This window comes from Enterococcus sp. AZ194, from assembly GCF_051713825.1.
In the GTDB taxonomy this organism is placed as follows: domain Bacteria; phylum Bacillota; class Bacilli; order Lactobacillales; family Enterococcaceae; genus Enterococcus_K.
On the sequence record NZ_JBIOQR010000001.1, the window covers coordinates 836,939 to 862,556 of the forward strand.

Consider the following 25,618-nt stretch of genomic DNA (forward strand, 5'->3'; position numbering starts at 1 on the left):
AGAAAACGACTCCTGAAATTTAAAGTGTATATCATTGGAGCTGGTGGAAGTTTCTTCATATAATTTGGGTGAGGAGGGAGTTAAACATGCAAAATAAAAAAATTGAAAAAATCATCTATAGCTTAATGACGTTACTGATTTTCACGCAATCATTTTTGCCTATTTTGGCGATTGCTCAGACAAAAAATCCAGCGACGATGACTGTAAAAAGCGCGAAGGTTAGTGCAGTGGATGCTCAAACAGCACACTTGACTCTTGAAGGGACTGTGGTTCCTGGTGAGGATGAGCTAGAAAAGACGCTCTCATTTGCTGAAGCAACTCACTTTCTTCCTAAGGAAAGCCAATCATTGGGGATTCGTGGAGCAACTTATACGACTACATCTGATCAATTGCGGATAGATTTAAAGCAGAAAAGTAATGGAGAATTTTCTATTCAAGTAGCGATTGATAGAAAAACCTTGGGTAAGAGTTTAACTCTTTTATTGGATGGGCAGAAGATTCCAGTGGTCTTACCAGATAGCATTAAGAGAGCGGTTCTTGACAACCCAACGAACGAAGCTGAAGAGACTACATCAGTAACGAATCAGTCGCAAACAAAAAAAGAGGGAATCAACGACTCCGAGGTAGACTCCGAAGCAATTGTTTCGAGTGAGGGAAGCGACCTAAATCAATCGAGTGCTTCTATTTCCAGTGATTCCGAGGAAACGAACACAACTAGCTCAACAGCAGCTCAAGCTATAGCAGAGTCGACGGGTTCAACAGATTTGAAGGTTCCTACTGAGACAGAGGACTCTTCAGAACAAACTGAAACAACCACCACTAAAGAGAAACAAAATCCAACGAACAAAGCAGGTAGGCTAGCTGAATCAGGGATGGATATTCGGACCTATTTTCCAAACGGTCAAGGAACAATTTTAGATAAGGCAGAAGTGACCTTCTATGATAATGAGGGGAAGCAGCTAGAGGGCACAGTTCCTGTTGATGCGCAGGTTCGAATTCACTATGAATGGTCAATTCCAGAAGTCGTTCGAAAACAAATTCAAGCAGGAGATCATTTTACATTTCAGCTACCAGAAGGTGTGGTTCCGGTCAAGAGTCAGACAGGGGAATTAACGAATGCAGCTGGTGAAGCGTATGCGAGCTATACTATAGATAAAACAGGTCAAGTGGTCATTGTTTTTAATGAGAGAGTCTCAAAAGAAATTGATATAGAGGGGACTTTTGACTTTAGCACGGAGTTTAACCGTGTGCAGATTGACGGACCGGGCGATTATCAAATCACTTTTCCAACCGAGGATAAAATTCCACCGGTAGAAGTGGTTATTAAGCCAAATACAAAGACTTCAATTGCGAAAAAAGGTCAGTTTGATCGAACGCCTAATCCGACTGAAGTGGCTTGGCAGGTTGATTTTAACCAAGCGATGAATGTGTTAGACAATCCTGTTATTTCTGAAAAATGGCCAGTTGGGCTAATCTATCAATCCGTTAAGGTGTATAAACTAGTGATGAATTTTGATGGTACGGTGAAACAGGTGGGTGAAGAGGTGCCCGACAGTCAATATACGGTGGATAGTAATGGCAATGCGCACTTCAAAGGGGAAGTGACGGATGCTTATCGGATTGACTATGTGACCCGTATTGAAGAACGTGCAATTCCTAAGCAAGGTGGGAAAGTGACATTCACTAATACCGCGACGTTGACGGATAAAGGACGCCCGGACGGGTTGGATGCAAAAGCTTCGGTCACCAATACGTTTGGTAAAATGGTTGAGAAAAAGAAGACGGGCTATAGCTCAACGAAACAAGAATTTTCTTGGGAGATTCACTATAATTATGGTGAAAAAGTGGTACCGAAAGAACAGGCTATTATTCAAGATGAGATGAGCCCCAATATGAGCTTGTCAGAAGATCCGATTATTTATCCAATTGTGTTTGGCGAAAAAGGGGAAGAGATTAAAGCGGCTACACCATTAGTTGCGGGTACGGATTATGAGTTAGTCAAGAATCCTTCGGGGAACGGCTTTGTAATCAAGTTTTTACATGAGGTAAATCATGCTTATAAGGTCACTTATAAAACAAAAGTGAACGGTATTATTACTGAGCCGACTGATATTGAGAATAACGTTTCAGTCGGTACAGGGGAAACAAGCACAGGCAAAGGCACTGCCAATCAACAAAATGTGAATAAGTCATTGATCAAAGATCGTATTGATTATCAGAATAAGACCGTTGATTGGACTATCCAAGTGAATAAAAATCATTATGAAATGTTTGATTTGACGTTGACGGATACTTTTTCACCAGTACCAGGTCTTGAATTGAAAAAAACAGTCGATTTAACGGCTTATCAAATGACGGTCAAAAGTTCAACTGGCAAGGTATTAAAACAGGGCGTGGATTATCAAGTGGAGCCAACGGTTAATCAAGAGGGGCAACAAACTGGCTACGTGTTAAAGTTTATAGGAGCCTATAATCCGACGAATACCGACTTTACCGTAACCTATACAACTAATTTTGATATTGAGTTGATTGATCCCAATAATTCAGCACTTGATCATTTTACAAATGATATTCGCGCGGATTGGATCTCAGAAACAGGTGAGTCTCGTCACTCAGAGGACAAAGATACCTTCAAACCTAATCCATCATATTCTTTAAATGCCCAAAAAAGTGGGGCGTATAACGCGCAGAAAAAAACAATTAAATGGACCACAGCAGTCAATTTGAGTGGCAATTTATTGAAGGACGCAGTATTTATTGACCCAATCTTAAATAATCAATCGTATGTAGCAGATTCTTTACAGGTTTATGAGGCGACTACTAATCCAGACGGCACGGTAACCAAACTAGATGAAGAACCGGATAATCAGCAGATGCCTTCAATTATTCAGCCTTCTGCAAGTAATAATCAGACGGTGGAGGTTCATTTTCCTAACGAAAGTCAGCATACGTATTTACTTGAGTTTGAGACGTCGTTGGAAGGTAAAGTGATTGAGATAGAAAGTCATTATGACAATCAGGCGACCTACGAAAATGATGGGCAAAAAAGGGACGTAATTGGTGAGGTTTCAGTCAAAAATGGTGGCGCACACATCCAAAAGGCGGGAGAACAAGACAAAGAGAGCCCTGACTACGTCAACTGGCATTTGACGATTAATCCAACTCAGTCTGTTTTAAAGAATGTGACAGTCGTCGATAAACCGTCTGCCAATCAAATTGTGGACGAAGCTTCTATCAAACTGTACGAAACGATGGTTGCTGTGGATGGGACAATCTCAGTTAATAAAGAGAAACGTTTAATCCGTGACACTGACTATTCGCTGGTTCTAAACACAGATAATGTGACAGGTGAACAAACGATAGAGGTAAGCTTTCTTCATGAGATTCGTACAGCATATATGATGAATTACCGAGCGTTGATAAATTCTTCTGCGACGGGTAGCCAAGATAAGGTCACAAATGAAGCAGTGGTAACGGGTGCTGGAGAAAAAACAGTCTCTGATACCAGTGGGAAAGAAGTCACAGTTTCCATCGACCATAGCGGCGGTTCAGCTTCAGGAAAGAAAGGGAAAATTACGTTTCAAAAGATTGCTGGAGACAAAATCAGTTTTTTGACGGGCGCTTATTTTCAGTTGTGGGACACCACTAAATCACAGGTTCTTCGTGAAGGCCAAGTAGATGCAAATGGCAAAATTACGTTTGGAAATTTACAGTTAGGGGATTATTTGCTGGTAGAAACAGTGGCACCGACTGGCTACACGATTCCTGATGAGCTAGTTCATGGACGTCGCGTATCAATCACTGCAGAGACCTCCTCCAGTACAGCTCAACCTGTTGCAATCATTAATACACCGAATCGGGTTATTTTGACAAAAACGGGCGAGCAGGGGGAACGATTAGCTAATGCACTTTTCCGGTTGGAGAAACAAGAGGGATTGTTATGGTTTCCAGTAGGCTTGTTTATGACAGATGCACAAGGCGTTTTGGTGATTGATAGTTTGGCATTGGGTGATTATCGGTTGATTGAGACGCAGGCACCTAAAGGTTATCTGCTCAATACGACCCCACTAGAATTTACCGTCGCAAGGAATCAGAAAAACCAGATTCCAACAGTTGAGCTGGAGATGGTCGATTATAAAGGAACGTCGAAAATAATGAAAGTTTCCGAAGAAGGCAAAGGGTTAGCCGGGGCACAATTTAAAGTCATTGACAAAAAAGGAAAAACGATTCAAGCAGGGCTAAAATCCAATAGTCAGGGAGTAATTTCAGTGACAGGATTGGCACCAGGGACTTATGCTTTTGTTGAAACACAGGCACCAACAGGTTATATCTTGAATACACGAAGCTATTCTTTCACGATTGATGAGAAAGCAGCAGGCAAACCCGCAATCGTAACGGGTGGCCAAGCAATCAATTATCAAGGGGCCGCCGAGTTGGTAAAGGAAGATCAGGATAAGAAGCCTTTATCAGATGCTCATTTTAAAGTGATTGATAAGACGGGACAAACGATCAGAGAAAATCTCGTTTCAGATATGAATGGGAAAGTGAACGTTAGAGGGTTAGCGCCAGGGGAGTATCAATTTGTTGAGACGAAAGCCCCGATTGGTTACATTTTAAACACAAAGGCGACGGCATTTAGTATTCCAAAGGTCGCCAATGGGAAACCAACCGTTGTTTTTGCAGGCACCTTGACAAACTATCTTGGTGAAGTCATTCTGCAGAAGGTTAATACAGCCAATGAACCGTTAGAAGGAGCCGAGTTTACTCTATATGACAAGGAGATGAATGAAGTAGATAAGACAACTTCAGGTAAAGATGGTCAGGTTCGTTTTGAACGAATGGCTCCAGGTACCTATTATTTAATTGAAACCAAAGCGCCTAAATTAGCGGATGGCACGGATTATGTGATGAATCCTTATCCTGTTGAAGTGGTAATTCCGAACAAAACCGACAATCAACCAGTTCGGATTGATAAAGGGCAGTTCCAAAACTTCAAGGGAAGAGCGGAGATTCAAAAAACAGGAGAGAATGGTTCCGTTGCCGGTGCTGAGTTTGCTTTGATGACGATAGAAAATGGGCAAGAAAAATTTGAAAAAACGGTTATCGTTCCTGAGTCGGGTCACTTACCTATTGAGGATTTGGGGGCAGGCTACTATAAACTAGTGGAAACCAAAGCGGCACCTGGCTACATTATCAACAGTCAACCGATTTATTTTGTGGTAGACTCAGATGTCCAAGAAGCAGTCGATCATTTTGAATTCCAGAACTATCAATCAGAGCTTGTTGGTCAAAAAGTTGATGGTGATCAGCTGACTGAAACCGGTCTATCCGGTGCTGAGTTTCAAATTTATGAACAAACAGAAGAGGGGAAGGAAGGCGCGGGTCCTATTTCTTTTACGGATAAGACAGGACAGCCTTCTGAGACAGTCGTTTCTGATGAACAAGGACAAATTTATGCAGCAGGTCTTCCTGTAGGGCGCTACTTATTAGTTGAAACGAAAGCCCCAGAAGGGTATGTGAGAGACTTGACTGAGCGTGGATTTGAAATTACTGAACAGTCAGGAAAACCAGATATTCTTGATTTGGGTACGATTGAAAACTACCGAGGCAAGCTGGATATAACAAAAGTCAATGAGAAACAGGAACCTCTTGCAGGGGGAACCTTCGTTTTATCAAACACTAAAGACGCAAGTGAGCCAATCACGGTCATTGATAGAGAGGGAAATGCGACTACCGAATTGCAGGCAGTTGAGGGCCACATTTTGGCACAAGGAATCAAACCGGGAACGTATTATCTAGTAGAAACCAAGGCGCCAGAAGGATATATCATCAATACTGAACCAATTGAAGTAGTGATTCCTAATGAGGCCAATGGGCAAGAGGCGTTGCGTGTGACAGGCGAGCTGGTGAATTATAAAGGTAGTGTAATCATGACCAAAGTTGACGAAGCAGACCAAGCCTTATCGGGTGCGGAATTTGCTATTGTGGACAGCCAAGGGAAAATCGTTCAAGAGAAGATCGTATCAGATGCAAATGGCGTGGTGAGAGCAGAGAATTTATCTCCAGGAAGTTATCAATTAGTGGAAGTGAAGGCACCAGAAACGTATATTCTCAACACCAAGGGAATCAACTTTGCGATTGAAGCCACTCATATGGGGAAACCAGATGTCGTGAATATTAGCGAGCATTTTATTAATTATCGCGGTGTAGCTAGTTTAACTAAAGTCGATACGAAAGAAAAACCATTGGCGGGTGCAGAATTCAAAGTGGTTGATCAAAACGCTGAGGTAGTAGCAGCGAATCTCATTTCTGATGTGGGAGGAAAAGTAATGGTTGACGGCTTGGCTCCGGGAACGTATCAATTTGTTGAGGTCAAGGCACCGAAAGGATATGCGCTCAATAATAAACCTGTTTCATTTACAATAGAAGCAAAAGCAGAAAATGAGCCAGCTGTTCAGGATGCCGGTTTGTTCGTAAATAAAGAATTACCGGTTCCGACAGAGAAACCAAACAAACCAGAGAAGCCAGATAAACCGACTCCTGAGAAACCCGAAAAACCTGAGGATCTTGGCAAGCCTAAGAATGGTGGGACAGGCAAACGTCTACCAGGGAAAAAATCAGGTATTTCTCGTTTCCTACCTCAAACGAATGAGCAAACGAATGGAACACTTATCATTTATGGTGGTCTGATGATTCTAGTGGTTGCAGGATTAACCATTTGGCGAAGGAAAAAAAGAGATAAAGAAATTTTTTAGGACAGTTTCTGAATCGAATCAAACCGAATAGATAAACTAGAGGGCCAAAAATCGTTGGATGATTTTTGGCCTTCTGTTTGTTGTTCGGACTCTTTCTAGTGTCGCTTGCGGGCTAGACTGTAAATTATTTTTATAGACGGTATTCTGACGACTGGTTTCTATTTTGGTCAGGGAATTAACGGGTTAAGATACAGTAAGAGAGGTTGGGTGAAAGTTTTTGTCAAGAAAAACCAAACAATTGTAGGATTGCTAAAAATTCAAAATTTTTACTGAAATCCTATGTTTTTGACAAAGAAATCATGCTATAATTTGTAATGGTTTTTGAGTTTTTATGCAAAACGCAATTATTTTTTGTATATAGAAAAGGGTAGGGGGAAACAGAAAATGAAAGAAAAAGTAGGAAAAGTGAAGTCGAAAAAAGATTTCACCAAAATGCGAACGCCGCACACCTATGTGATTATTTTTGGGGTGGTTATTGCTGCATGGATCTTAACATTCTTAGTTCCAGCAGGGAAATTTAGTACGCAAGAAATTGAATATAAGGATGCTAATGGGGAGACTAGCACGAGAACCGTTCTTCGTCAGGATTCATTTCGTTATGATTATCCACTAGACAAAGCTTTTGTTTATGATAAATTAGAAGACTTGGCAAAAAATCCGGATGAGATGAGTACACTAGAGGTTCCTGAAGAGGGCTTAGAAGCGGTTCTTTCAGATGGAGAAAAGAATTTAACGCAAGAGAAGCTGGATGAAATTTCACTAACGGATGATGTTTTATATGATGCGTACGGCACAAAAATGTATGATACATCTAAAAAGCTTCACAAAACGGCAAAAATCTGGGGAACGGATGATTTTAATGGTTTCGGCTTTTTAAACTTCATATTTGAAGGCTTAGTCTCAGGAGATAAGTACGGATCGGCGGTCGGGATTGCTGCGCTAATCTTAGTTGTGGGTGGTTCGTTTGGAATCATTATGAAAACTGGGGCAATTGATGCAGGTATTTTTGCGTTTATTAGCCGCACCAAAGGACTTGAACGTTTAGCTTTGCCACTCTTGTTCTTTGCCTTTTCTTTCGGGGGTGCAACGTTTGGGATGGCTGAGGAAGTTATTCCATTTTCGATGGTTATGGTTCCGTTTGTGATTGCGTTGGGGTATGACTCCATAGTCGCGGTCACCGTCACTTATGTCGCTTCTCAAATTGGGAATGCGACGTCTTGGATGAGTCCATTTAGTGTGGCGGTTGCCCAAGGGATTGCCGGAATTCCTGTATTGTCAGGAGCAACTTTCCGTTTAATTATGTGGGTCGTTGTTACAGGATTATCTGCAGCGTATATGATGTTTTACGCGGAGAAAGTCAGAAAGAATCCAGAAGCATCCTTAACACACAAATCTGATCAATATTTCAGAGATCATATTAAGAAAACCTCAGATGAAAAAGTTGCCTTCACTTTGGGTCACAAATTGATTTTGGTGGAAATGTTAGCTGTTTTAATTTGGATCGTCTGGGGAGTTACGCAAAAGGGCTATTATATTCCAGAAATTGCCTCTCAATTCTTTGTGATGGGTTTATTAGCCGGAATTATAGCGGTTATCTTCAAACTAAATGAGATGAAAGTTAATGATATTGCGACGGCCTTTCAATCGGGCGCAGCAGATTTAGCCGGGACGGCGATTGTGGTTGGGATGGCGAAAGGAATCCTCCTAGTCTTAGGTGGTTCAGATGCTAATGTTCCGTCTGCGTTGAATACAATCTTGCACAGTATTGGTAGCCTATTAACGGGAGTACCGGCGATGATTGGTGCTTGGATTATGTATATTTTCCAAAGTTTATTCAATTTAGTCGTGACCTCAAACTCTGGTCAAGCAGCATTAACTATGCCAATTATGGCACCGTTAGCGGACTTGGTGGGTGTACCAAGACAGATTGCGGTATTAGCTTATCAATTAGGAGCGGGTTTCGTAGATGCTTTCACTCCCGTTTCAGCAAGTTTGATTGGGGTTTTAGGTGTTGCTCGAATTGAATGGGCAAAATGGGCGAAATTCCAAATCAAGATGCAAGCTTTCTTGTTTATATTAGGAACGATTTTTATTATGATTGCGATAGCGATAGGCTTACAATAATTTATAATTAAAACCAAAAAGACTTCGTCGATTTAGTGAGCTGTGGTTCACGAATGGGCGGGGCTTTTTTGCAGAATTGAATAAATTTGCGTAAATTTATTCAAAAAAATAAAAAAGTTTATATCATTTTACTTATTATTTGAATAATGGTTTAATCAAAATGAGTACATCTACCTAAAAGGAGGGATGCTTAATGGTATGGTTAGAGGCAAATGAGCGAATCGAATTAGAGCTTCTAGAGCGAATTGATCGTCAACTCGTTCCGTATACTATAGAGGGAATTACCAAAGAGACCGAGCATTCCCGGAATACGGTTCGTAAATACCTCGAGATGTTAGAAATTCAAATTAATACGTATTTTGAACCAGAAGATATTCTCTTAAAGGTCAGCAATCAAAAAATTGAGTATTTTAGAAGCAGGCATTTCAGTATACAGAATGTCTATCTCTCTATTTTAGAAGAGAACGTTATTTTTAATTTGGTAGAGCAGTTGTTATTCAATGAATTTGTTTCACTTGAACAATTCTGTAAAGAAAAATTCGTTAGCCATTCTTCTATGAGGCGTAAGATTAGAAAAGTAAACAGCTTTTTAAAAGAAAAGGAACTGAAAATTTCTTTAATTGATCGGACGATTGAAGGAAAAGAAGAAGATGTCCGACATTTTTATTTTCAGCTGTATTGGACGATTTTCCGTGGCGTAAAATGGCCGTTTCCGCAAATTGTCAGAGAAAATATTTTACACATGGTTGAAGCGATGGAAACCAAACTATCACTGTCGTTTAGTCCAAGTGCAAAAGAAAAATTTGCTTATTTCTATGCGATTAGTACGATTCGAAGAGGGCAGGGCCATGCCATCAATCTCGAGCCAGCTCTACGTGAGTTTATGAAGACGACCACCTTATATTCTTCTTTAAAAGAGGTGATTGGGGGATTTTATTTTGGAAATCAAGTTTTGCAAAATGAATCCGAATTTCTATCCGTTTTGATTGTATTAGAGATTACCCCTGGTATTGAAGATCATAGCCAGCCTTGGAATAGTGTGTTACTTCAGCATCGACAACAAAATACCTCAATGTATCAGGTGAGTCAATTTTGGATTTCTTCCTTTGAGTATTTTTTTGACTTGACGTTTCCAGAAGACAAGAAGGATGAGCTTCTTCAAAAGCTGATTCGTTGCCATTATCGGACATACCTACTTCGTCATGATATTAAATTTATTCCGCATTATCAGTATTCAGATGAGTTAAAGGAAACGCTGCCCATTTTTAATAAGCAGCTAGAGGACTTTTTCACCTTACTGCAACGCTCAACGTATAAAGAAACCTTTATTAACAAAGAATTTCTATTTCCAAGATATGCGCTAATTGCGTTGAAGTATTTGAATCTAGTGGAGAAAGAAAAGCAGTTAGTAGTAGCGATTGAGATAGATTCTTCAAAAGTTTTCGAGGAGCATATTAAAGAAAAATTGGCGACTTCATTTGGTCAGGTATATGATTTGAAATTTGTTTCATCCAAAGAGGACTATGACATTGTGATTGCCAATTTTCCTATACAAGGAACGGAGCTTGAAAAGACCATTTTTGTTCGCTCAGAGATAAATACAAGAGACTGGTTGATTTTGAGAGAAGAATTTGACCAGTTGGTAAAAAGTAAAAATGAAAAAGCAAAAAAATAAAATCGTAAGTGATTCGTTTCTGTCGGAGAACGAAGCTTACGATTTTTAGTTAGGTGATAAAAGGGAGTGTCTCCGTGATTTTAACAGCTGCTAATTTTGAAGGTTCAGAAGGGAGTGTTGAGAAAGTTTAAATTTTTTTGAAAAAAGAAGTAAAATATTTAGTAAAATGTGGTAAACTAGATGTAAATTTGATAGTTGAGGTGGAAATAATGAAGATTAGTCAACAACCTTTTGGAGAAAAAGCTACATTGTTTGTTTTAGAAAATGACAACGGATACAAACTAGAGGTGACAGATTTTGGGGCAAGAGTGGTAAACTTCAAAGTGCCTACAAAAACAGGTGAAAAAAACATTGTGTTAGGCTTTGACTCGGCAGAAGAATATTTGGAGAAAGATACTTATATTGGCGCAACGATTGGCCGTGTAGCTGGTCGAATTTCTAAGGGTCAGTTTGAAATTGATGGAACATCTTATCAAGTTGCGACACAAAAAGAACATGGCAATACTCTTCATGGAGGTCCGAACAGTTTTGAAGAGGTATACTGGGCAACGGAAACAGCTATCGATGAACAGGGCGTGCACGCGATTTTTTCTTACACAAGTCCAGATGGTGAAAAAGGTTTTCCAGGAAACTTAGAGGTCAAAGTAACTTACACATTAACGAATGAAAATGATTGGCAATTGGCTTATGAAGCTAAAACAGATAAAGCGACTTTATTTAATCCAACGAATCACGTCTACTTTAATTTGACAGGTGATGTGACTCAGGCAACGGACACGCATCAATTGCAAGTAGCGGCAGATCGATTTGTTGTTGTAGGCGATGATACGACAGCGACTGGTGAGATTCGTTCGGTCGAAGGAACGCCGTTTGATTTTCGAGCTGCTCAAAAAATGACCCAAGCGTATGAAGCAGATTATCAACAAAACGTTCTCGTGGACGGCTTGGACCACCCGTTTGTGTTTGAAAAAGAGGCGCCTGCTCCACAAGCGACAATTATTTCTCCTGACAATCGTTTGCGAGTAGAGCTATCAACAACAGAACCATCTGTTGTAATTTTTACAGCTCAGTTTGGTGAAAAGGCACCGATTATGCGTGGTCAAAAGCTGGCTCACCATGGTGGGATTACGTTAGAAACCCAAGTGATGCCAGGTGCGATTGAGTTTGAGGGCTTCGGACATATTATTTTACAACCAAATGAAGTTTTTACTTCAAAAACGGTTTATAAGGTTATTTCTGAATAAGAGTTACCAGTTGAATAAAGAGCTAGGCGTCTAGAATCGTGTGTTTTAGGCGTCTTTTTTCTGTGGTGGATTGGTGAAAAGTCTTTTGCCAAGCGGAATAGTTGTCGACTAACTGGAAACGTGGTATTTCCAACTTATAATAAGTAAGTAAAAGAAGGTGCACAATATATGGAGTATTTATTCGAAAAAGGAAAAGGCCAGCCTTTATTGTTGTTGCATGGCACAGGTGGTGATGAAACATCATTAGTGGAGATTGCCCGTTATTTAGATAAAGAGAGCACCATTCTTTCTTTTCGAGGAGCAGTTCAAGAGCAAGGAATGAACCGTTTTTTTAAGAGAAATGGGTTGAATCAATTTGACTATGAGAGCTTGGAGGAAGAGGGGCAGCGATTATTGGGAGAAATCACCCGAATCAGTCAGGAAAAAGGCTTTTCTTTGGAGGACTGGGTTATTGTCGGGTATTCAAACGGTGCGAATTTGGCTGCGCATCTCTTTTTAACGAGCGAAACCAAACTGAACAAAGGGCTTTTTTTACATCCGATGTCTTTGGGTGGCGAAAAAAACATTATAGAGTTATCTGATAAACAAGTTTGGCTATCTTTTGGCGAGGGAGATCCAATTGTTGAGAAGGCAACGTTTGAAGAATTGGTAATGGATTTGCAGAAGCGTGGGGCAGCAGTGACGGTTGAAACTACAAAAACAGGTCACCAGGTGGCAATGCCTGAGCTGACGGCGGCAAAAAAATGGTTAGAGCAGCATACACAAAAATAAAAATGCCTTCCTTTTGTTTCTTTGATTGAATCATGCTATGCTTGATTTATCAAATAAAGGAGGGTTTTTGAAATGGCAGATTTAGAAAAACAAGCGAATGATTTAAAAGACAAAGTTGTTGGCGAAGCAAAAGAAACATATGGTAAATTGGCCGATGATAAAAGCAAAGAGTTAGAAGGCAAAGCTCAATCCTTAGGTGCAGATTTAAAAGAAAAGGCGCAAGATTTGGGCGATGACTTAAAAGAAGGCTTCGAAAATTTAAAAGATAAATTTACAAAATAAGACGGGTAAACAGGAACCGTCGATAAGTAATACCAAAAAGAGGGTGCTTCTGTACCCACCGTTTATTCGGATAAAGAGAGGCTAGGACATAACGTATGAAGTTATGTCCCAGCCTCCACCCTCTTTTTTTTGCGTGCGCAATTTTATACGTATACTTTGACACAAGAAATTGCTTCTGAAAAAAGGCATACGAAACCTCAAAATCTATTTTTACTATCTATCAATCAATTTTACCTGTTATAATGAAAACGAATTCTATTATAGAAAGGGGAAATGTCATATGAAAAACACAAGAAGCTTTACCAACATAATGGAGGTTTCTCCTAGCTAGAAAACCTCCAAATTTTAGGAGGAAATAGATGGAAAAATTGCAACAAGGAAGAGTCGTTTTTCAAACAAAAAATTTATATTTTGTCAGAATGGAAACAAATGAACAATTGATTGGAACGGTAAGTGGTCATTTTCAAAGACAAGCGCAGGTGCCTTCAGATTTTCCAGTAATTGGAGATTGGGTAGAAGGGACTGTCTATGATGAGGGCAAATTTCTTATTTCGGCTATTAGGCCAAGACATTCGCTAATTACACGTAAAATTGCTGGTATGACCTCTGATAGTCAACCGATTGCGGCCAATATCGATACAGTTTTTATTTGTATGAGTGCCAACCACGATTTTAATCTCCCTCGTTTAGAGCGTTACCTGTATATTGCGTGGGATAGTGGAGCGAATCCAGTGATTTTATTAACAAAAACGGATTTAATTACAGAAAAAGAAACTGTCGAGCAGCTTAGAAGGATTGAAGAAGCGACGATGGGGGTCCCAGTTATTTCAATCAACCAGTTCTTGCCTATTGAAGAACGATTGACTGATTATTTGACGGCTGAGGCGACGGTTGTTTTTGTCGGAAGCTCTGGTGTTGGAAAATCGACGCTGACGAATCAATTGTTGGCAACTGCTCGCCAAGAAACCAAGGAAATACGAGAAGAGGATTCAAAAGGCCGACATACCACAACGAGTCGGACACTCTTTTATTTGGAGAATGGTTGTAGTATTATCGATACTCCGGGCATGAGAGAGGTCGGTATTGTTACTGGCTTTTCAGAGAACCACTCATTTTTTGAGGAGATTGAGTCATTAACACACCAATGCAAATTTACCGACTGCCAACATGAGACAGAGCCTTCATGTGCGGTCCAACAGGCAATTAAAGAGGGAACCTTGAGTCCGGATCGACTAAGAAATTATCGGAAATTAGAAGCTGAGAAACGGCATAACGAACGCCGACAGCAATATAAAGAGAAACTACAAAACAAAAAATCAAGAAAAAAATAGTCTTTCGAACAATAAATATACGTACAATCAAAAATGTAAATGAATGAATTGCTTGAACGCCATAGATGATGTTACGACACGTCATTGGTGGCGTTCAGGCTTTTTTGATAGAAGGCAAGTTTATTAGCTATACAAAAAATCACAAAAAAACTGAAATTTAGTTTTTTTGTGATTTTTTATCTTTTAAGCTACCCAATTTTCTCTTACCCTAATAAGCGTTTAAAAGGGTCACTACTAATGCCAGCCTCAAGTACCTGTTTGGCGTACTCTTGCGCAGAGAATAGCGAGTGATCGCGGTAATTGCCACATTCTTTTGCAGAGACGGCAGGAACAAAATCTGTTCCCACGACATGTTTCTCTAAGACTTCCTTTAACGCATCGCGAATTTCTTCTGGTGAATGTTCACCCCAAACGATTAAATAAAATCCTGTTCGACAACCCATTGGGGATAAGTCAATAATTCCTTTGACGTAATCTCTAAGGTTGACAGCTAAAAGGTGTTCAAGTGTGTGAATAGCTGACGTTGGAAGGGCATCTTGATTAGGCTGCAAAAAACGTAAGTCATATTTTTGAATCAATGCGCCTTCGTTTGTCTCAGTCCCAGCGAGACGAACGTATGGGGCTTTTACTGTATTGTGATCTAATTCGAAACTTTCTACACGTGCCATGTTGTTTCCTCCTAAAATTCTTTCATAAACGTTACTATAGCAAAAACTTTGTCTTCTTTCAATGGTTGTAAGATTAGGTTTTTTTAGTGATAATCGTTGAGAAAAAAATAACTTTTATTGAGTTTTGGAAGAAAATTCGAAAATTTGCTTTTTTTTTGACAAAGACTCTTTTTTCTAATCTATCTGAATCCCATCCTCTCGTTCCGCATGGATTTATTCGTTATTGTTAAAGCGAGAAATCTCGGATTAATAGCGAGTATATTGATAATTTGTTGGGGAAATGTTATCATATGAGGAGTTTCAAGTTAGGAGATGTTTATGAGAAAAATATATAAAACGAACGTTTTGATGAATGTAGTGTTGATTGTTGCTTTGATTGTTGCTATTTTTTGGCTTAAGAGTTACCGAAATGATGCGTACAAATGGTTTGAAGTATTACTCTCGGTTAATTTTGGCTATTTGTTATTTAAAGTTGTCACATCATTTTTTTATAAGCCAGTCGATTCGAAGATTGCTGAGCAGGGGATTACAGCGATTATTCCTTGTTACAACGAAACGCTTGAATCAGTCGAAAAAGCAATTGATTCATTGATGAAGCAGACGGTTTTGGTAGATGAGATTATTTTCGTTGATGACGGGAGCCAAAATACAGAATGTTTTGATTATCTATCCACTTACAATCATGCGAAGGTAGAAATTGTTGTTCATCGATTTGAAGAAAACCAGGGGAAGAAAGCAGCAATTCTTTGGGCGATTACTCATGCAAAGAACGAACTGCTCCTAATGTTAGATTCTGATGGAGAGTTGCAGGAAAATGCGATTGAAGAATTACGAAAACCATTTGCTGATGAAAAAGTCGGAACGGTTTGCGGGAAAATTATGATTCGAAATTACAATGCAGGTTTTTTAGCACGGGTGCAAGAAATCATCTACTTTAATGCTTTTGAAGTAGGCCGAGCTTCGCAAAGTCTCTTTAAGAGTGTTGTCGTAGCTTCAGGCGCGTTGAGCATGCATCGTAAAAAAATCTTTGATGAAGAAGCACTAGACACTTTTAAGAAGGAACGTTTTTTTGGAATCAAGTGTGTGGCCGGTGATGACAGATTGTTAACCGATATCTCCAAGCAAAAAGGATATGATAGTGTCTATCAAAACACAGCGATTTGTTATACTGAGGTTCCAGAGAAGCTACCGAAGTATTTTAAGCAGCAGGTACGTTGGCTAAAATCAGCTTATCTACAATCGCTTTATTCGATTAGACATTGCTGGAAAAAACCAATGTTGTTGTTATACCAGATGTTAGAAGCCTACTTATGGGCAGTCAATTTAGTGATATCAATATACATAGGATTTACAACAGGTATACCAGTTTCTATTGAGATTATTTTGTTTTGGGTCATTTACTCAGTCTTAGTCTCCCTAGTCAACGCAATAAGGTTTAGACAGTATGGGTGGCATTTGTATTTAGTGTCAACGTTATATAGTTTTATCTATGGCTTTTTTATCCTTGTCGCAAGAATTTATGCTTTGTTGACTCTTTGGAGAACAGGCTGGTCGACTAGATAAGGTTCTGGTGGAGAAGAAATATCTAGCTAGAGAGCCATTTTTATATACAATTCATGGGTCTGGAACGAGTGTCTTCTGACAGTTGTTTCAGGCCCTTTTTCTATTTTTGATGAAGTTACTTCCGTGCTAAACGTTTATTCAGCACAACAAAATATACAGCGATAGGCAGATTTTTAAGTTTCATTAATCGCAAATGAAAAATATGAACTGAGCCTATAGTAATTATCGGAATTGTGGTAAAATGAGAAAAGTATGTTTCTATGAAAAAATGAAGAAGGTGTTAGAATGGAAAAAGGGTATTATGTTGCAGTTGTAGGGGCAACAGGAGCGGTAGGAACAAAAATGATTGAGATGCTAGAAGAGACAACGCTACCAATTAAAGAGGTAAAATTATTAGCCTCTAAGCGTTCTGCTGGCAAACAATTACCATTTAAGGGGCAATTATTAACGATTGAAGAGCTCGTGCCAGAATCGTTTGAAGGAATTGATATTGCGCTCTTTAGTGCAGGTGGTGGGATTTCAAAAATCTTTGCACCAGAAGCGGTCAAACGAGGAGCGGTAGTTGTCGATAATACCAGCCAATTCCGAATGGATCCAGCTGTTCCGTTAGTTGTGCCAGAAGTTAACAAAGAAGTACTAAAAGAACACAAAGGAATCATCGCCAATCCTAATTGTTCAACGATTCAAATGATGGTGGCTTTAGAGCCTATCCGTCAAGCTGTCGGGCTAGAACGAATTTTAGTTTCTACTTACCAGGCAGTTTCTGGCGCTGGAGCGAGTGCGATTGAAGAGTTGAAAACACAAGCTAAGGACTACCTAGCAGATAAGTCAGCTGACGAGTTGACTGCCAAGATTTTACCTGCGGGAGGAGACAAGAAACATTACCCAATTGCTTTTAATGCATTACCTCAGATTGATGTTTTTGGTGAGCAGGATTATACCAACGAAGAATGGAAAATGATTCGCGAAACCAAAAAAATTATGTCTGATGATACGCTAAAAGTAGTTGCTACTTGTGTGCGAATTCCTGTCGTTATGGGGCACTCAGAATCGATCTATATTGAGACAAAAGAACAGACATCAGTTCAAGCAATCAAAGAACTGATGGAGAAGGCACCAGGCGTTGTTTTACAAGATGATCCAAGTCAACAGATTTATCCACAAGCCTTAACAAGCACAGGCAAAAAAGAAACATTTGTCGGTCGTATTCGTCAAGATGTTGATGTAGAAAATGGCTTCCATCTATGGGTTGTTTCGGATAATTTGCTAAAAGGCGCAGCGTGGAATTCTGTTCAGATTGCTGAAACGTTACATGAAATGAATTTGGTAAGAGTTTAATTGTTTTTCGGGAGGAATTAAGTATGAAATTAACGAATGCATCAATTATCACGGCAATGGTTACGCCGTTTGATGAACACGGGGAAATTGATTTTTCACAGCTACCAAAATTGGTCGAACACTTATTAGGGAGTCATACAGATGGCATTATTTTAGCGGGTACAACCGGCGAGTCACCAACATTAACACATGATGAAGAGATTACTTTGTTTGAAGAGGTCATTCGAATCGTGAATAAACGTGTGCCAATTATTTGTGGTGTGGGTACAAACGATACTAGAGATTCTGTCAATTTTGTCAAAGAAATTGCCAGCATGGATGGAATCGATGCAGGTCTTGCGGTAGTCCCGTATTATAATAAACCGAATCAGGAAGGGTTATACAAACATTTTGAAGCAATCGCCAAAGCAAGCGATTTACCTATTTTGTTGTATAATGTACCTGGTAGGACTGTTGCAAGTCTTGAGGTAGAGACGACTTTACGTTTAGCTGAGATTGAGAACATCATTGGCATTAAAGAATGTTCAGGTATGGATGCTATTACCGAGCTGATTGAGAAAGCACCAGAAGATTTTCTGATCTATACAGGGGAGGATGGTCTGGCTTTTTCAACGAAAGCATTGGGAGGACAAGGAGTTATTTCTGTAGCCTCTCACATTTATGGTAACGAGATCCATCAGATGTTTCAATTATTGGCTGCAGGCAAAGTTTTAGCTGCTGCAGAAATTCAACGAGGGTATTTACCGAAAGTCAACGCTTTATTCTCAGTGCCTTCACCCGCACCTGTCAAATTAGCGTTAAACGAATTAGGGATTCCTGTTGGAGGTCTACGCCTACCGCTTGTTGCTTGTACAGAAGAAGAAAAAGAGCAGATATTAAGCATTTTAAATTTATAAAGCGAGAGGTGAACGTGTTTGAGTACCATCAAACTAATTCCTCTTGGCGGCGTACGAGAAAACGGCAAGAATATGTACGTGGCTGAGGTAGGAGAAGATATTTTCGTTCTTGATTGTGGGCTAAAATACCCTGAGAACGAGTTACTAGGAATTGACATTGTCATTCCAGATTTTACGTATTTGGAGGAAAATGCAGAGCGCGTGGCAGGGGTCTTTTTGACTCATGGACATGCGGATGCAATCGGGGCATTGCCTTATTTCCTTTCAAAACTAAATGTTCCTGTTTTTGGAACAGCACTTACGATTGAGCTTGCTAAGTTGAGTGTAAGTCGTAATGAAGAAACCAAAAATTTCAAAGAGTTTCATGTAGTGGATGAGCATACAGAGATTGATTTTGGTGAAACAAGTGTCAGCTTTTTCAGAACGACACACACGATTCCAGATTCTGTCGGGATCAGCTTAAAGACCAATGAAGGAAGCATCGTGTATACTGGTGACTTCAAATTTGATCAAACAGCTATTCCAATGTATCAAACGGATTATAGTCGGTTAGCTGAGATTGGCAAAGAAGGCGTGCTTGCGTTATTAAGTGACTCATCGAACGCTGAAAATCCAACACCAGTTGCTTCTGAATTGCAGATTGCTGATGAAGTATTGGAAACGATCCGTTATTGGGAAGGACGAATTATCGTCGCTTGTGTGGCAAGTAATCTACAACGTGTCCAACAAGTTTTAAATGCTGCTTACAAATCAGAACGAAAAGTTGTCTTGACGGGACAGGATTTTGAACGAATTATTCGAACAGCGATGCGCTTAGAAAAATTACAATTACCAAGCGAAGACCTATTCGTTACGTTGAAGGAAATGAAAAACTATTCTCCTGAAGAGTTATTGATTTTAGAAACAGGTCGTATGGGTGAGCCAATCAAGTCATTACAAAAAATGGCGAACGGCACGCATCGTTCTCTCAAAATTGAGAAGGGTGATTTAGTCTACATTACAACAACACCAACAACAGCGATGGAAACAACTGTGGCTAAAACAGAGGATATGATTTATCGTTCAGGTGGAAATGTTAAGCAAATTTCTGAGAACTTACGTGTTTCAGGACATGCCAACCCAAATGAATTACAATTGATGTTGAACTTCATGAAGCCAAAATATTTTATCCCAATTCAAGGAGAATACCGTCAGCTAGCGGCTCATGCTGATTTGGCACATGAGATTGGAATGGCTTATAAAGATATTTTTATCACCGGTCGTGGCGATATCCTTGAATACAAACAAGGACGTATGAGCATGTCAGGCAGTACACCAGCGGAAAATGTCATGATTGACGGGCTAGGTGTCGGTGATATTGGAAATATTGTTTTGAGAGATAGAAAAATTCTTTCAGAAGATGGCATATTTGTGGCAGTTGTTACAATTAACCGTCGTGAGAAGAAAATTGTTTCTGCTCCTCAAATCACTTCAAGAGGGTTTGTCTACGTGAAGACTAGTAAAGATCTTCTAAAAGAAAGCTCATCTATGATTAGTGAAATTGTTGAGAAGCATCTACAAAACGATGATTTTGAATGGAGTAAATTAAAACAAGATATTCGCGATCAATTAAGTCGCTATTTGTTTGACCAAACAAAACGTCGTCCAGTGATTCTTCCTGTAATCATGGAAGCAACTCAAAGAAGACGCACTAAAAATTAACCAGTGAAACCTCTCCAAACGCTAGCTAGGATAGTAGCGGATGGGGAGGTTTTTGGGCTGTACCAAACATGGTGGTCTGGTAGTTCGAGCGCACGTTGTCCTAGTTTTATAGAAGAGTATATTTTTAGAGTTTTCATTTGGACTAGGTAGTTAATCGACAAAGATGTTTCGTTTATTGTTATTTTTTAATGATATAGATTACTGCCATATAAATATTCTTATTACTAAATTAAATTATTTAATGAAATCCGTTGATATCCGAAACGTTTCGGATTATAATAAAAGTGAAAATAAAACGCTTTCAGAAACAGGAGGAGTAGAAATGTCAAAAATTTTTAAATGTGTTGGTGTTTCGTTGTTGGCTGTGGGGCTGTTATTTAGTTTGGTAGGATGTGGAAATGGTAAAGGTGATAAAACGAAAGGCAGTGGGGATGATACAGGAAAACGTGATGTCACTCTGACTGTTGGATTCTGGAAAGGTGATTCGACAAGTGAAGACTCAGCTCGAAAGAAAGCCTTCGAAGGATTTACAAAAAAGACGGGAATCAAAGTTCAAGAAAAAGTTTACAATGATTATGATACACAATTAATGACCGACTTAGTAGGCGGAACTGCTCCAGATGTTTTTTACGTTGATGTTTCTAATTTGCCTAGTTTATCTAGTCAAGGGGTTCTTGAACCGCTGAATGACTATATTGACAAACAATCCGATTTTGATCAAGCTGATTTTTATGAACCGATTTTTAATGGGTTCAAAGGAGCAGATGATAAACAATATGGTGTCCCCAAAGATTACTCGACCTTAGGGTTTTATTACAATGAAGATTTATTAAAGAAAGCGGGATTATCTTCTGCTGATTTACCAAAAGATTTTGATAGCCTAGAGCCATTTTTGACAACCCTTAAAGAAAAATTACCAGATATTCAACCAATGGTTTTTTCTGCTCTGCTTGCTAGACAAATGTATATAGCTGAGTCAGATGGAGGGAAGATTACAAAAGAAGATGGCACAGCTAACCTAAATGACCCTAAAGTGATTAAAGCGTTACAGCCATTACTAGATTTATACGATAAAGGATTGATCCGTACACCAGAAGATTTAGGTGATGGCTGGGCTGGAGATACATTTGGTCGAGGGGGAGCGGTTCTATCAGATGAAGGAGCATGGATGGTCTCGCATTTGAACACGAACTTTCCAGCTTTAAAATGGGGCGTGACAGAATTACCTATCTTAAATGGGGAACATCGCAACATGGTATTTACTGTAAGCTATTCAATGAATTCTGCATCAAAAAACAAAGCAGAATCTTGGGAATTGATTAGTCATTTAACGCATGACGCGATGAAGGATTATGCAAGTGAAGCATCCGTATTACCTTCAAGAAAATCTGTTGCAGAAGAATTGAAGATTGATACAGATAAAATTATGTCCCCATTTGCAAAAGCAGCAGATTATGCGACCCCTTGGCAAGATGGAAATTATTTAACTATTATTACTTCTCGCTATGAGAATATGATTCCTTCTGCGTTAAAAGGAGAAATGAGTTTAGAAGAGGCAATGAAAGAAGCAACAACATCAGCGAATCAAGATATCGAGAATCAAGTGAAATGAAGAAGGATTTGAGCAATGCGTATTTAAGCGTATTGCTCAATTTTAAAAGAGAGGTGTGTATTATGAAGAAAGATCGTCAGGAGAAGCTTCAAGGTATTATGTTCTCACTTCCTGCTATAATAATTCTAGCCGTGTTTACATTGCTACCAGTTATTTATTCGTTTTATCTATCTTTTAATAAAGTTTCTCTAATTGGAGAAGCTTCCTATGATTTTGTTGGACTTAGAAACTATATCAGCGCACTAAAAGATCCGCGTGTGATGACCGCTTTGCAGAATACGGCGAAGTATGTTGTGATAGTGGTTCCAGCTCAAACATTACTGGCTTTATTATTAGCGTCTGTTTTGAATTCAGGAATTCGTTTTCAAAATGGATTTCGAACGTTGTTGTTTTTGCCGACACTCACCTCTAGCTCGGCTTTAACGATGATTTTTATGTTTTTATTTAGTATTAATGGACCAATTAATAAATTACTCCTACAAATTGGTGTACTGGATAATCCGATTGGCTTTCTAAATGAAACTTCAACTGTTTTGTATGCAATCATTGTTATGAATGTCTGGTCGACCGTTCCGATGTTTATGACAATTTATTTAGCTGGTTTACAAGATATTCCAAAAACGATGTATGAAGCAGCTGAAATTGATGGGGCGAATGCATTTCAAAGGTTAACTAGAATTACTATCCCTCAGCTTGTTCCAGTAACAAATTATATTATTATGGTGGGATTGGCTTCGACTTTCCAACTATTTGACCAAACGTATATCGTTTCAGGTGGTTCAGGAGGACCGAACAATGCGACACTAACTTTGTCTTTAATCATTTATCAATATGCCTTTAAAACCTTTGGGACGATGGGATATGCTTCGGCAATTGCGGTATTATTGACGCTATTTATTTTTGTGATTTCAATGATTTTACGTCGATTCACTAATGAAGACGTGACTGGAGAAGGAGGGGGATAGAATGAGAAAGAAGTCTATTTCAAGAGTCATTTTATATATCATTTTGATTGTTTACACAATTATCACTGCCTATCCATTTATTTGGGCACTATTTGCTTCTGTTAAACCTTACAGCGAAATTGTTGAGAGTGGATTAAGACTTTTACCGCGAGCGATAACATTGGCTAATTTTACCTATATTTTTACAGAAGACCCATTATTTTCGTTATGGGTAAGAAATTCAATTATCATTTCAGTACTAGGAACCTTTATTAATGTGATATTTAACAGCATGTGTGGATATGCTTTAGCAAGGTTAAGATTTCCTGGCAGAAAAACATTGTTTTTAATTATCATGGTTTGTATTATGATTCCAGCTCAAATTCTGCTGATTCCTAATTATTTAATAATGAAACAAATTGGTTTATTAGATAGTTATTCTGCGTTAATTATCCCTTCTGCGATTAACTTTTCATATATTTTTATGATGCGTCAATTCTTCATTTCTTTTCCTAAAGAAATTGAAGAAGCCGCTCAATTAGACGGTCTTAGCCGGCCTAGAATATTTTTCAAAATTGTTATGCCAATGGCTAGGGCATCTGTGGGAACCCAAGCAATTTTTGTCTTTTTAGCTTTTTGGAATGATTTCATGAAGCCACTACTCTATATTACTTCACAAGATAAATATACATTAACTTTAGGGCTTCAGTCCTTTCAATCACAACATGCGACGCAATGGAACTATATTATGGCAGCTGCAGTTGTAACGATTGCGCCAATCGTTGTTCTGTATATTTTATTGAACAAGTACTTTATGAAGGGAATGAAGATGGGTGGCGATAAATAAGAAAATAATACAAATGATGGGGGATAAACAACGGATAGAACTGCCTTTACTATCTTCCACATCTACCATATACCAACTAGACTTTTCTCTGCAGGAACAGGGAGAATATTTCTATGGCTCTTTTCAGTTTCCAATTATAGGCTTTTCTTATTTTTGGCATCCAACACGAGAATACGACTATACACTTCCAAATATGTGGTCTGAGCCAATTGTAACAAAGATAAACTACTCACTTCCAATTTTTTGTTTTTTTGACGAATCAAGTCATAATAAGCGAACACTTGCTTTTTCGGAAACTATTCATGTAATGGAAACTAGCTTTGGTGTTCACGAAGAAACAGCAACTATCGTTTGCTCGTTTCGAGTAAAGAGGAGTGAGATAAAAGATTGTGGACTAGAACTTTATGTCCTAGATGAACCGATTACTTTTTCTCAAGCAATTACCAAAGCAAGGGATTGGCTTTATACAGTAACGAACCAAAAAGTGTTTCCTGTCCCTCAAAAGACTAAAAAAAATGTATATTCAACTTGGTATAGCTATCATCAACTGGTTTCTGATCGTTTAATTGCATATGAGTCGGAACAATTTGGAACCTATAATCTACAAACGATTATTGTTGATGATGGGTGGCAAACAGACGACTCTTCACGAAGATACAGTTATGCAGGCGATTGGGAAATCTCAAAAAATAAGTTTCCTGAGATGAGAAAAAGTATCGCAGCGCTTCAAAAAGAAAAAATCAATTATTTATTGTGGATTAGTCTTCCGTATATAGGCATCAGATCCAAACATTGGGCAGCGTTTGAAGATAAATTTTTATACATTGACTCGTTTCAAAAAGCAGGGGTTCTCGATCTGAGGTTTCCAGAGGTTCGGACCTATCTGTTAGAGAAAACTATTTGTTTGGTTAGGGAATTACAGTTAGATGGAGTGAAAATCGACTTTTTAGATGTGTTTAAAGAAGATGTTCCAAAAGAAGACAATAAAAATTGGGATATTTCTTGTTTGGAGGAAGCTATTCAACAATTTTTGAGTGAATTGAGTCAATCATTACAAGCGATAAATCCTGAAATTATGATTGAATATAGGGAAGACTACTTTGGGCCATTTATGAATCAAGTCGGAAATATATTTCGAGTAAAGGATTGTCCGAACAACTATGTGAGGAATCGAATTGGTATTGCCAAGCTAAGGCTACTGTGTAAGAAAACGAGCATTCATTCAGATATGATCATGTGGCATCCAGACGAGGTCCCTGAGAAAGTAGCTAAGCAGCTTGTGAACTGTTTGTTCGGGGTTCCTCAAATCTCAATGAAATTACATGAATTATCATTAGCACATCAAAAGCTATTAAAATTTTGGTTAGATTATATTCAGGAAAATCAAAAGGTGTTGCTCGAAGGGGAATATGAAGTTTTTTATCCCCAAAATCAATTTACTCTAATGAAATCGTCTACTGAAAAAAAATCAATTATCGCTATGTATCAAAATAATTATTGGTTAGAATTAGGAGAGGTAGGAACGCCAGAAATCGATATCGTAAATGCCTCGGAGTCTAGATTTCTTTTGGTTCATAGTGAGAAGCTTCGTTGGATGGAGGTTGTGACAAAAGATTGCCAAGGAAATGTAGTGGAACAAATGACTACTTGTTTTAACATAGGGATCACGAATCTAACTGTTCCGATTTCTGGACTTGCTTGTTTGAAGGAGAACTTGAAAATAGTTCAGTAGGAAATATAGCGAGTGATGACAGAAGCCAAAAGTCAAGTTTATTCAGAAGACCGATAATGTAAAAAATTCACTTTTTGTTAAGGAAAAAAGGTATACTTAAAGGGTAGGTACAATAGAGTATTGATTACAAAGGGT

General features: G+C 38.8%; 16 protein-coding genes. 15 read left to right on the forward strand and 1 reads right to left on the reverse strand.

Features of this window, described 5'->3' with window-relative positions:
• Positions 1–86: 86 nt before the first annotated feature.
• The 7 genes from IGI37_RS03980 (at position 87) to rsgA (ending at position 14,182) form a co-directional block, all read left to right on the forward strand.
• A complete protein-coding gene (locus IGI37_RS03980) occupies positions 87–6,755 on the forward strand; it encodes a SpaA isopeptide-forming pilin-related protein (protein WP_438760139.1) in 6,669 nt (2,222 codons plus the stop codon).
• Between the two features lie 384 nt (positions 6,756–7,139).
• Positions 7,140–8,879: a putative basic amino acid antiporter YfcC gene (gene yfcC / locus IGI37_RS03985; RefSeq protein WP_438760140.1), complete on the forward strand. Its 1,740-nt coding sequence runs from the start codon at positions 7,140–7,142 to the stop codon at positions 8,877–8,879.
• A gap of 193 nt (positions 8,880–9,072) precedes the next feature.
• Complete coding sequence (locus IGI37_RS03990) at positions 9,073–10,554, forward strand: helix-turn-helix domain-containing protein (RefSeq protein ID WP_438760141.1); 1,482 nt, start codon at positions 9,073–9,075, stop codon at positions 10,552–10,554.
• 209 nt (positions 10,555–10,763) lie between these two features.
• Complete coding sequence (locus IGI37_RS03995; protein WP_438760142.1) at positions 10,764–11,798, forward strand: aldose epimerase family protein; 1,035 nt, start codon at positions 10,764–10,766, stop codon at positions 11,796–11,798.
• A 168-nt stretch (positions 11,799–11,966) separates the two neighbouring features.
• The gene (locus IGI37_RS04000) at positions 11,967–12,569 is read left to right on the forward strand and encodes an alpha/beta hydrolase (protein WP_438760143.1); all 603 of its coding nucleotides are present in this window, start codon (positions 11,967–11,969) and stop codon (positions 12,567–12,569) included.
• 72 nt (positions 12,570–12,641) lie between these two features.
• Positions 12,642–12,851, forward strand: coding sequence for a CsbD family protein (locus IGI37_RS04005; RefSeq protein WP_438760144.1), 210 nt, complete (start codon positions 12,642–12,644; stop codon positions 12,849–12,851).
• A 359-nt stretch (positions 12,852–13,210) separates the two neighbouring features.
• The gene (gene rsgA, locus IGI37_RS04010) at positions 13,211–14,182 is read left to right on the forward strand and encodes a ribosome small subunit-dependent GTPase A (protein WP_438760145.1); all 972 of its coding nucleotides are present in this window, start codon (positions 13,211–13,213) and stop codon (positions 14,180–14,182) included.
• A gap of 203 nt (positions 14,183–14,385) precedes the next feature.
• Here the strand turns inward: rsgA and IGI37_RS04015 are convergent, their stop codons facing one another.
• Positions 14,386–14,850, reverse strand: a complete 465-nt coding sequence (locus tag IGI37_RS04015; RefSeq protein WP_438760146.1) for an S-ribosylhomocysteine lyase — start codon at positions 14,848–14,850, stop codon at positions 14,386–14,388.
• Positions 14,851–15,168: 318 nt separating this feature from the next.
• Between IGI37_RS04015 and IGI37_RS04020 the strand changes: the two genes are divergently transcribed.
• The 8 genes from IGI37_RS04020 (at position 15,169) to IGI37_RS04055 (ending at position 25,483) form a co-directional block, all read left to right on the forward strand.
• The gene (locus tag IGI37_RS04020) at positions 15,169–16,413 is read left to right on the forward strand and encodes a glycosyltransferase (protein WP_438760147.1); all 1,245 of its coding nucleotides are present in this window, start codon (positions 15,169–15,171) and stop codon (positions 16,411–16,413) included.
• Positions 16,414–16,698: 285 nt separating this feature from the next.
• Positions 16,699–17,751 carry an aspartate-semialdehyde dehydrogenase gene (locus IGI37_RS04025; RefSeq protein ID WP_438760148.1) on the forward strand — a complete coding sequence of 351 codons (1,053 nt, stop codon included), beginning with the start codon at positions 16,699–16,701 and terminating at the stop codon, positions 17,749–17,751.
• Positions 17,752–17,774: 23 nt separating this feature from the next.
• Positions 17,775–18,647 (forward strand): 4-hydroxy-tetrahydrodipicolinate synthase, encoded by an 873-nt coding sequence (gene dapA, locus IGI37_RS04030; RefSeq protein WP_438760149.1) that lies wholly within the window; start codon positions 17,775–17,777, stop codon positions 18,645–18,647.
• Between the two features lie 18 nt (positions 18,648–18,665).
• Complete coding sequence (locus IGI37_RS04035; protein ID WP_438760151.1) at positions 18,666–20,348, forward strand: ribonuclease J; 1,683 nt, start codon at positions 18,666–18,668, stop codon at positions 20,346–20,348.
• 322 nt (positions 20,349–20,670) lie between these two features.
• A complete protein-coding gene (locus tag IGI37_RS04040) occupies positions 20,671–21,960 on the forward strand; it encodes an extracellular solute-binding protein (protein WP_438760152.1) in 1,290 nt (429 codons plus the stop codon).
• A 62-nt stretch (positions 21,961–22,022) separates the two neighbouring features.
• The gene (locus IGI37_RS04045) at positions 22,023–22,925 is read left to right on the forward strand and encodes a carbohydrate ABC transporter permease (protein ID WP_438760153.1); all 903 of its coding nucleotides are present in this window, start codon (positions 22,023–22,025) and stop codon (positions 22,923–22,925) included.
• Position 22,926: 1 nt separating this feature from the next.
• Entirely contained in the window at positions 22,927–23,751 is an 825-nt protein-coding gene (locus IGI37_RS04050; RefSeq protein ID WP_438760154.1) for a carbohydrate ABC transporter permease, read from the forward strand.
• Positions 23,738–25,483, forward strand: coding sequence for a glycoside hydrolase family 36 protein (locus IGI37_RS04055; protein WP_438760155.1), 1,746 nt, complete (start codon positions 23,738–23,740; stop codon positions 25,481–25,483). The genes IGI37_RS04050 and IGI37_RS04055 overlap by 14 nt, the downstream gene beginning before the upstream one ends.
• The last annotated feature ends 135 nt before the right edge of the window (positions 25,484–25,618 follow it).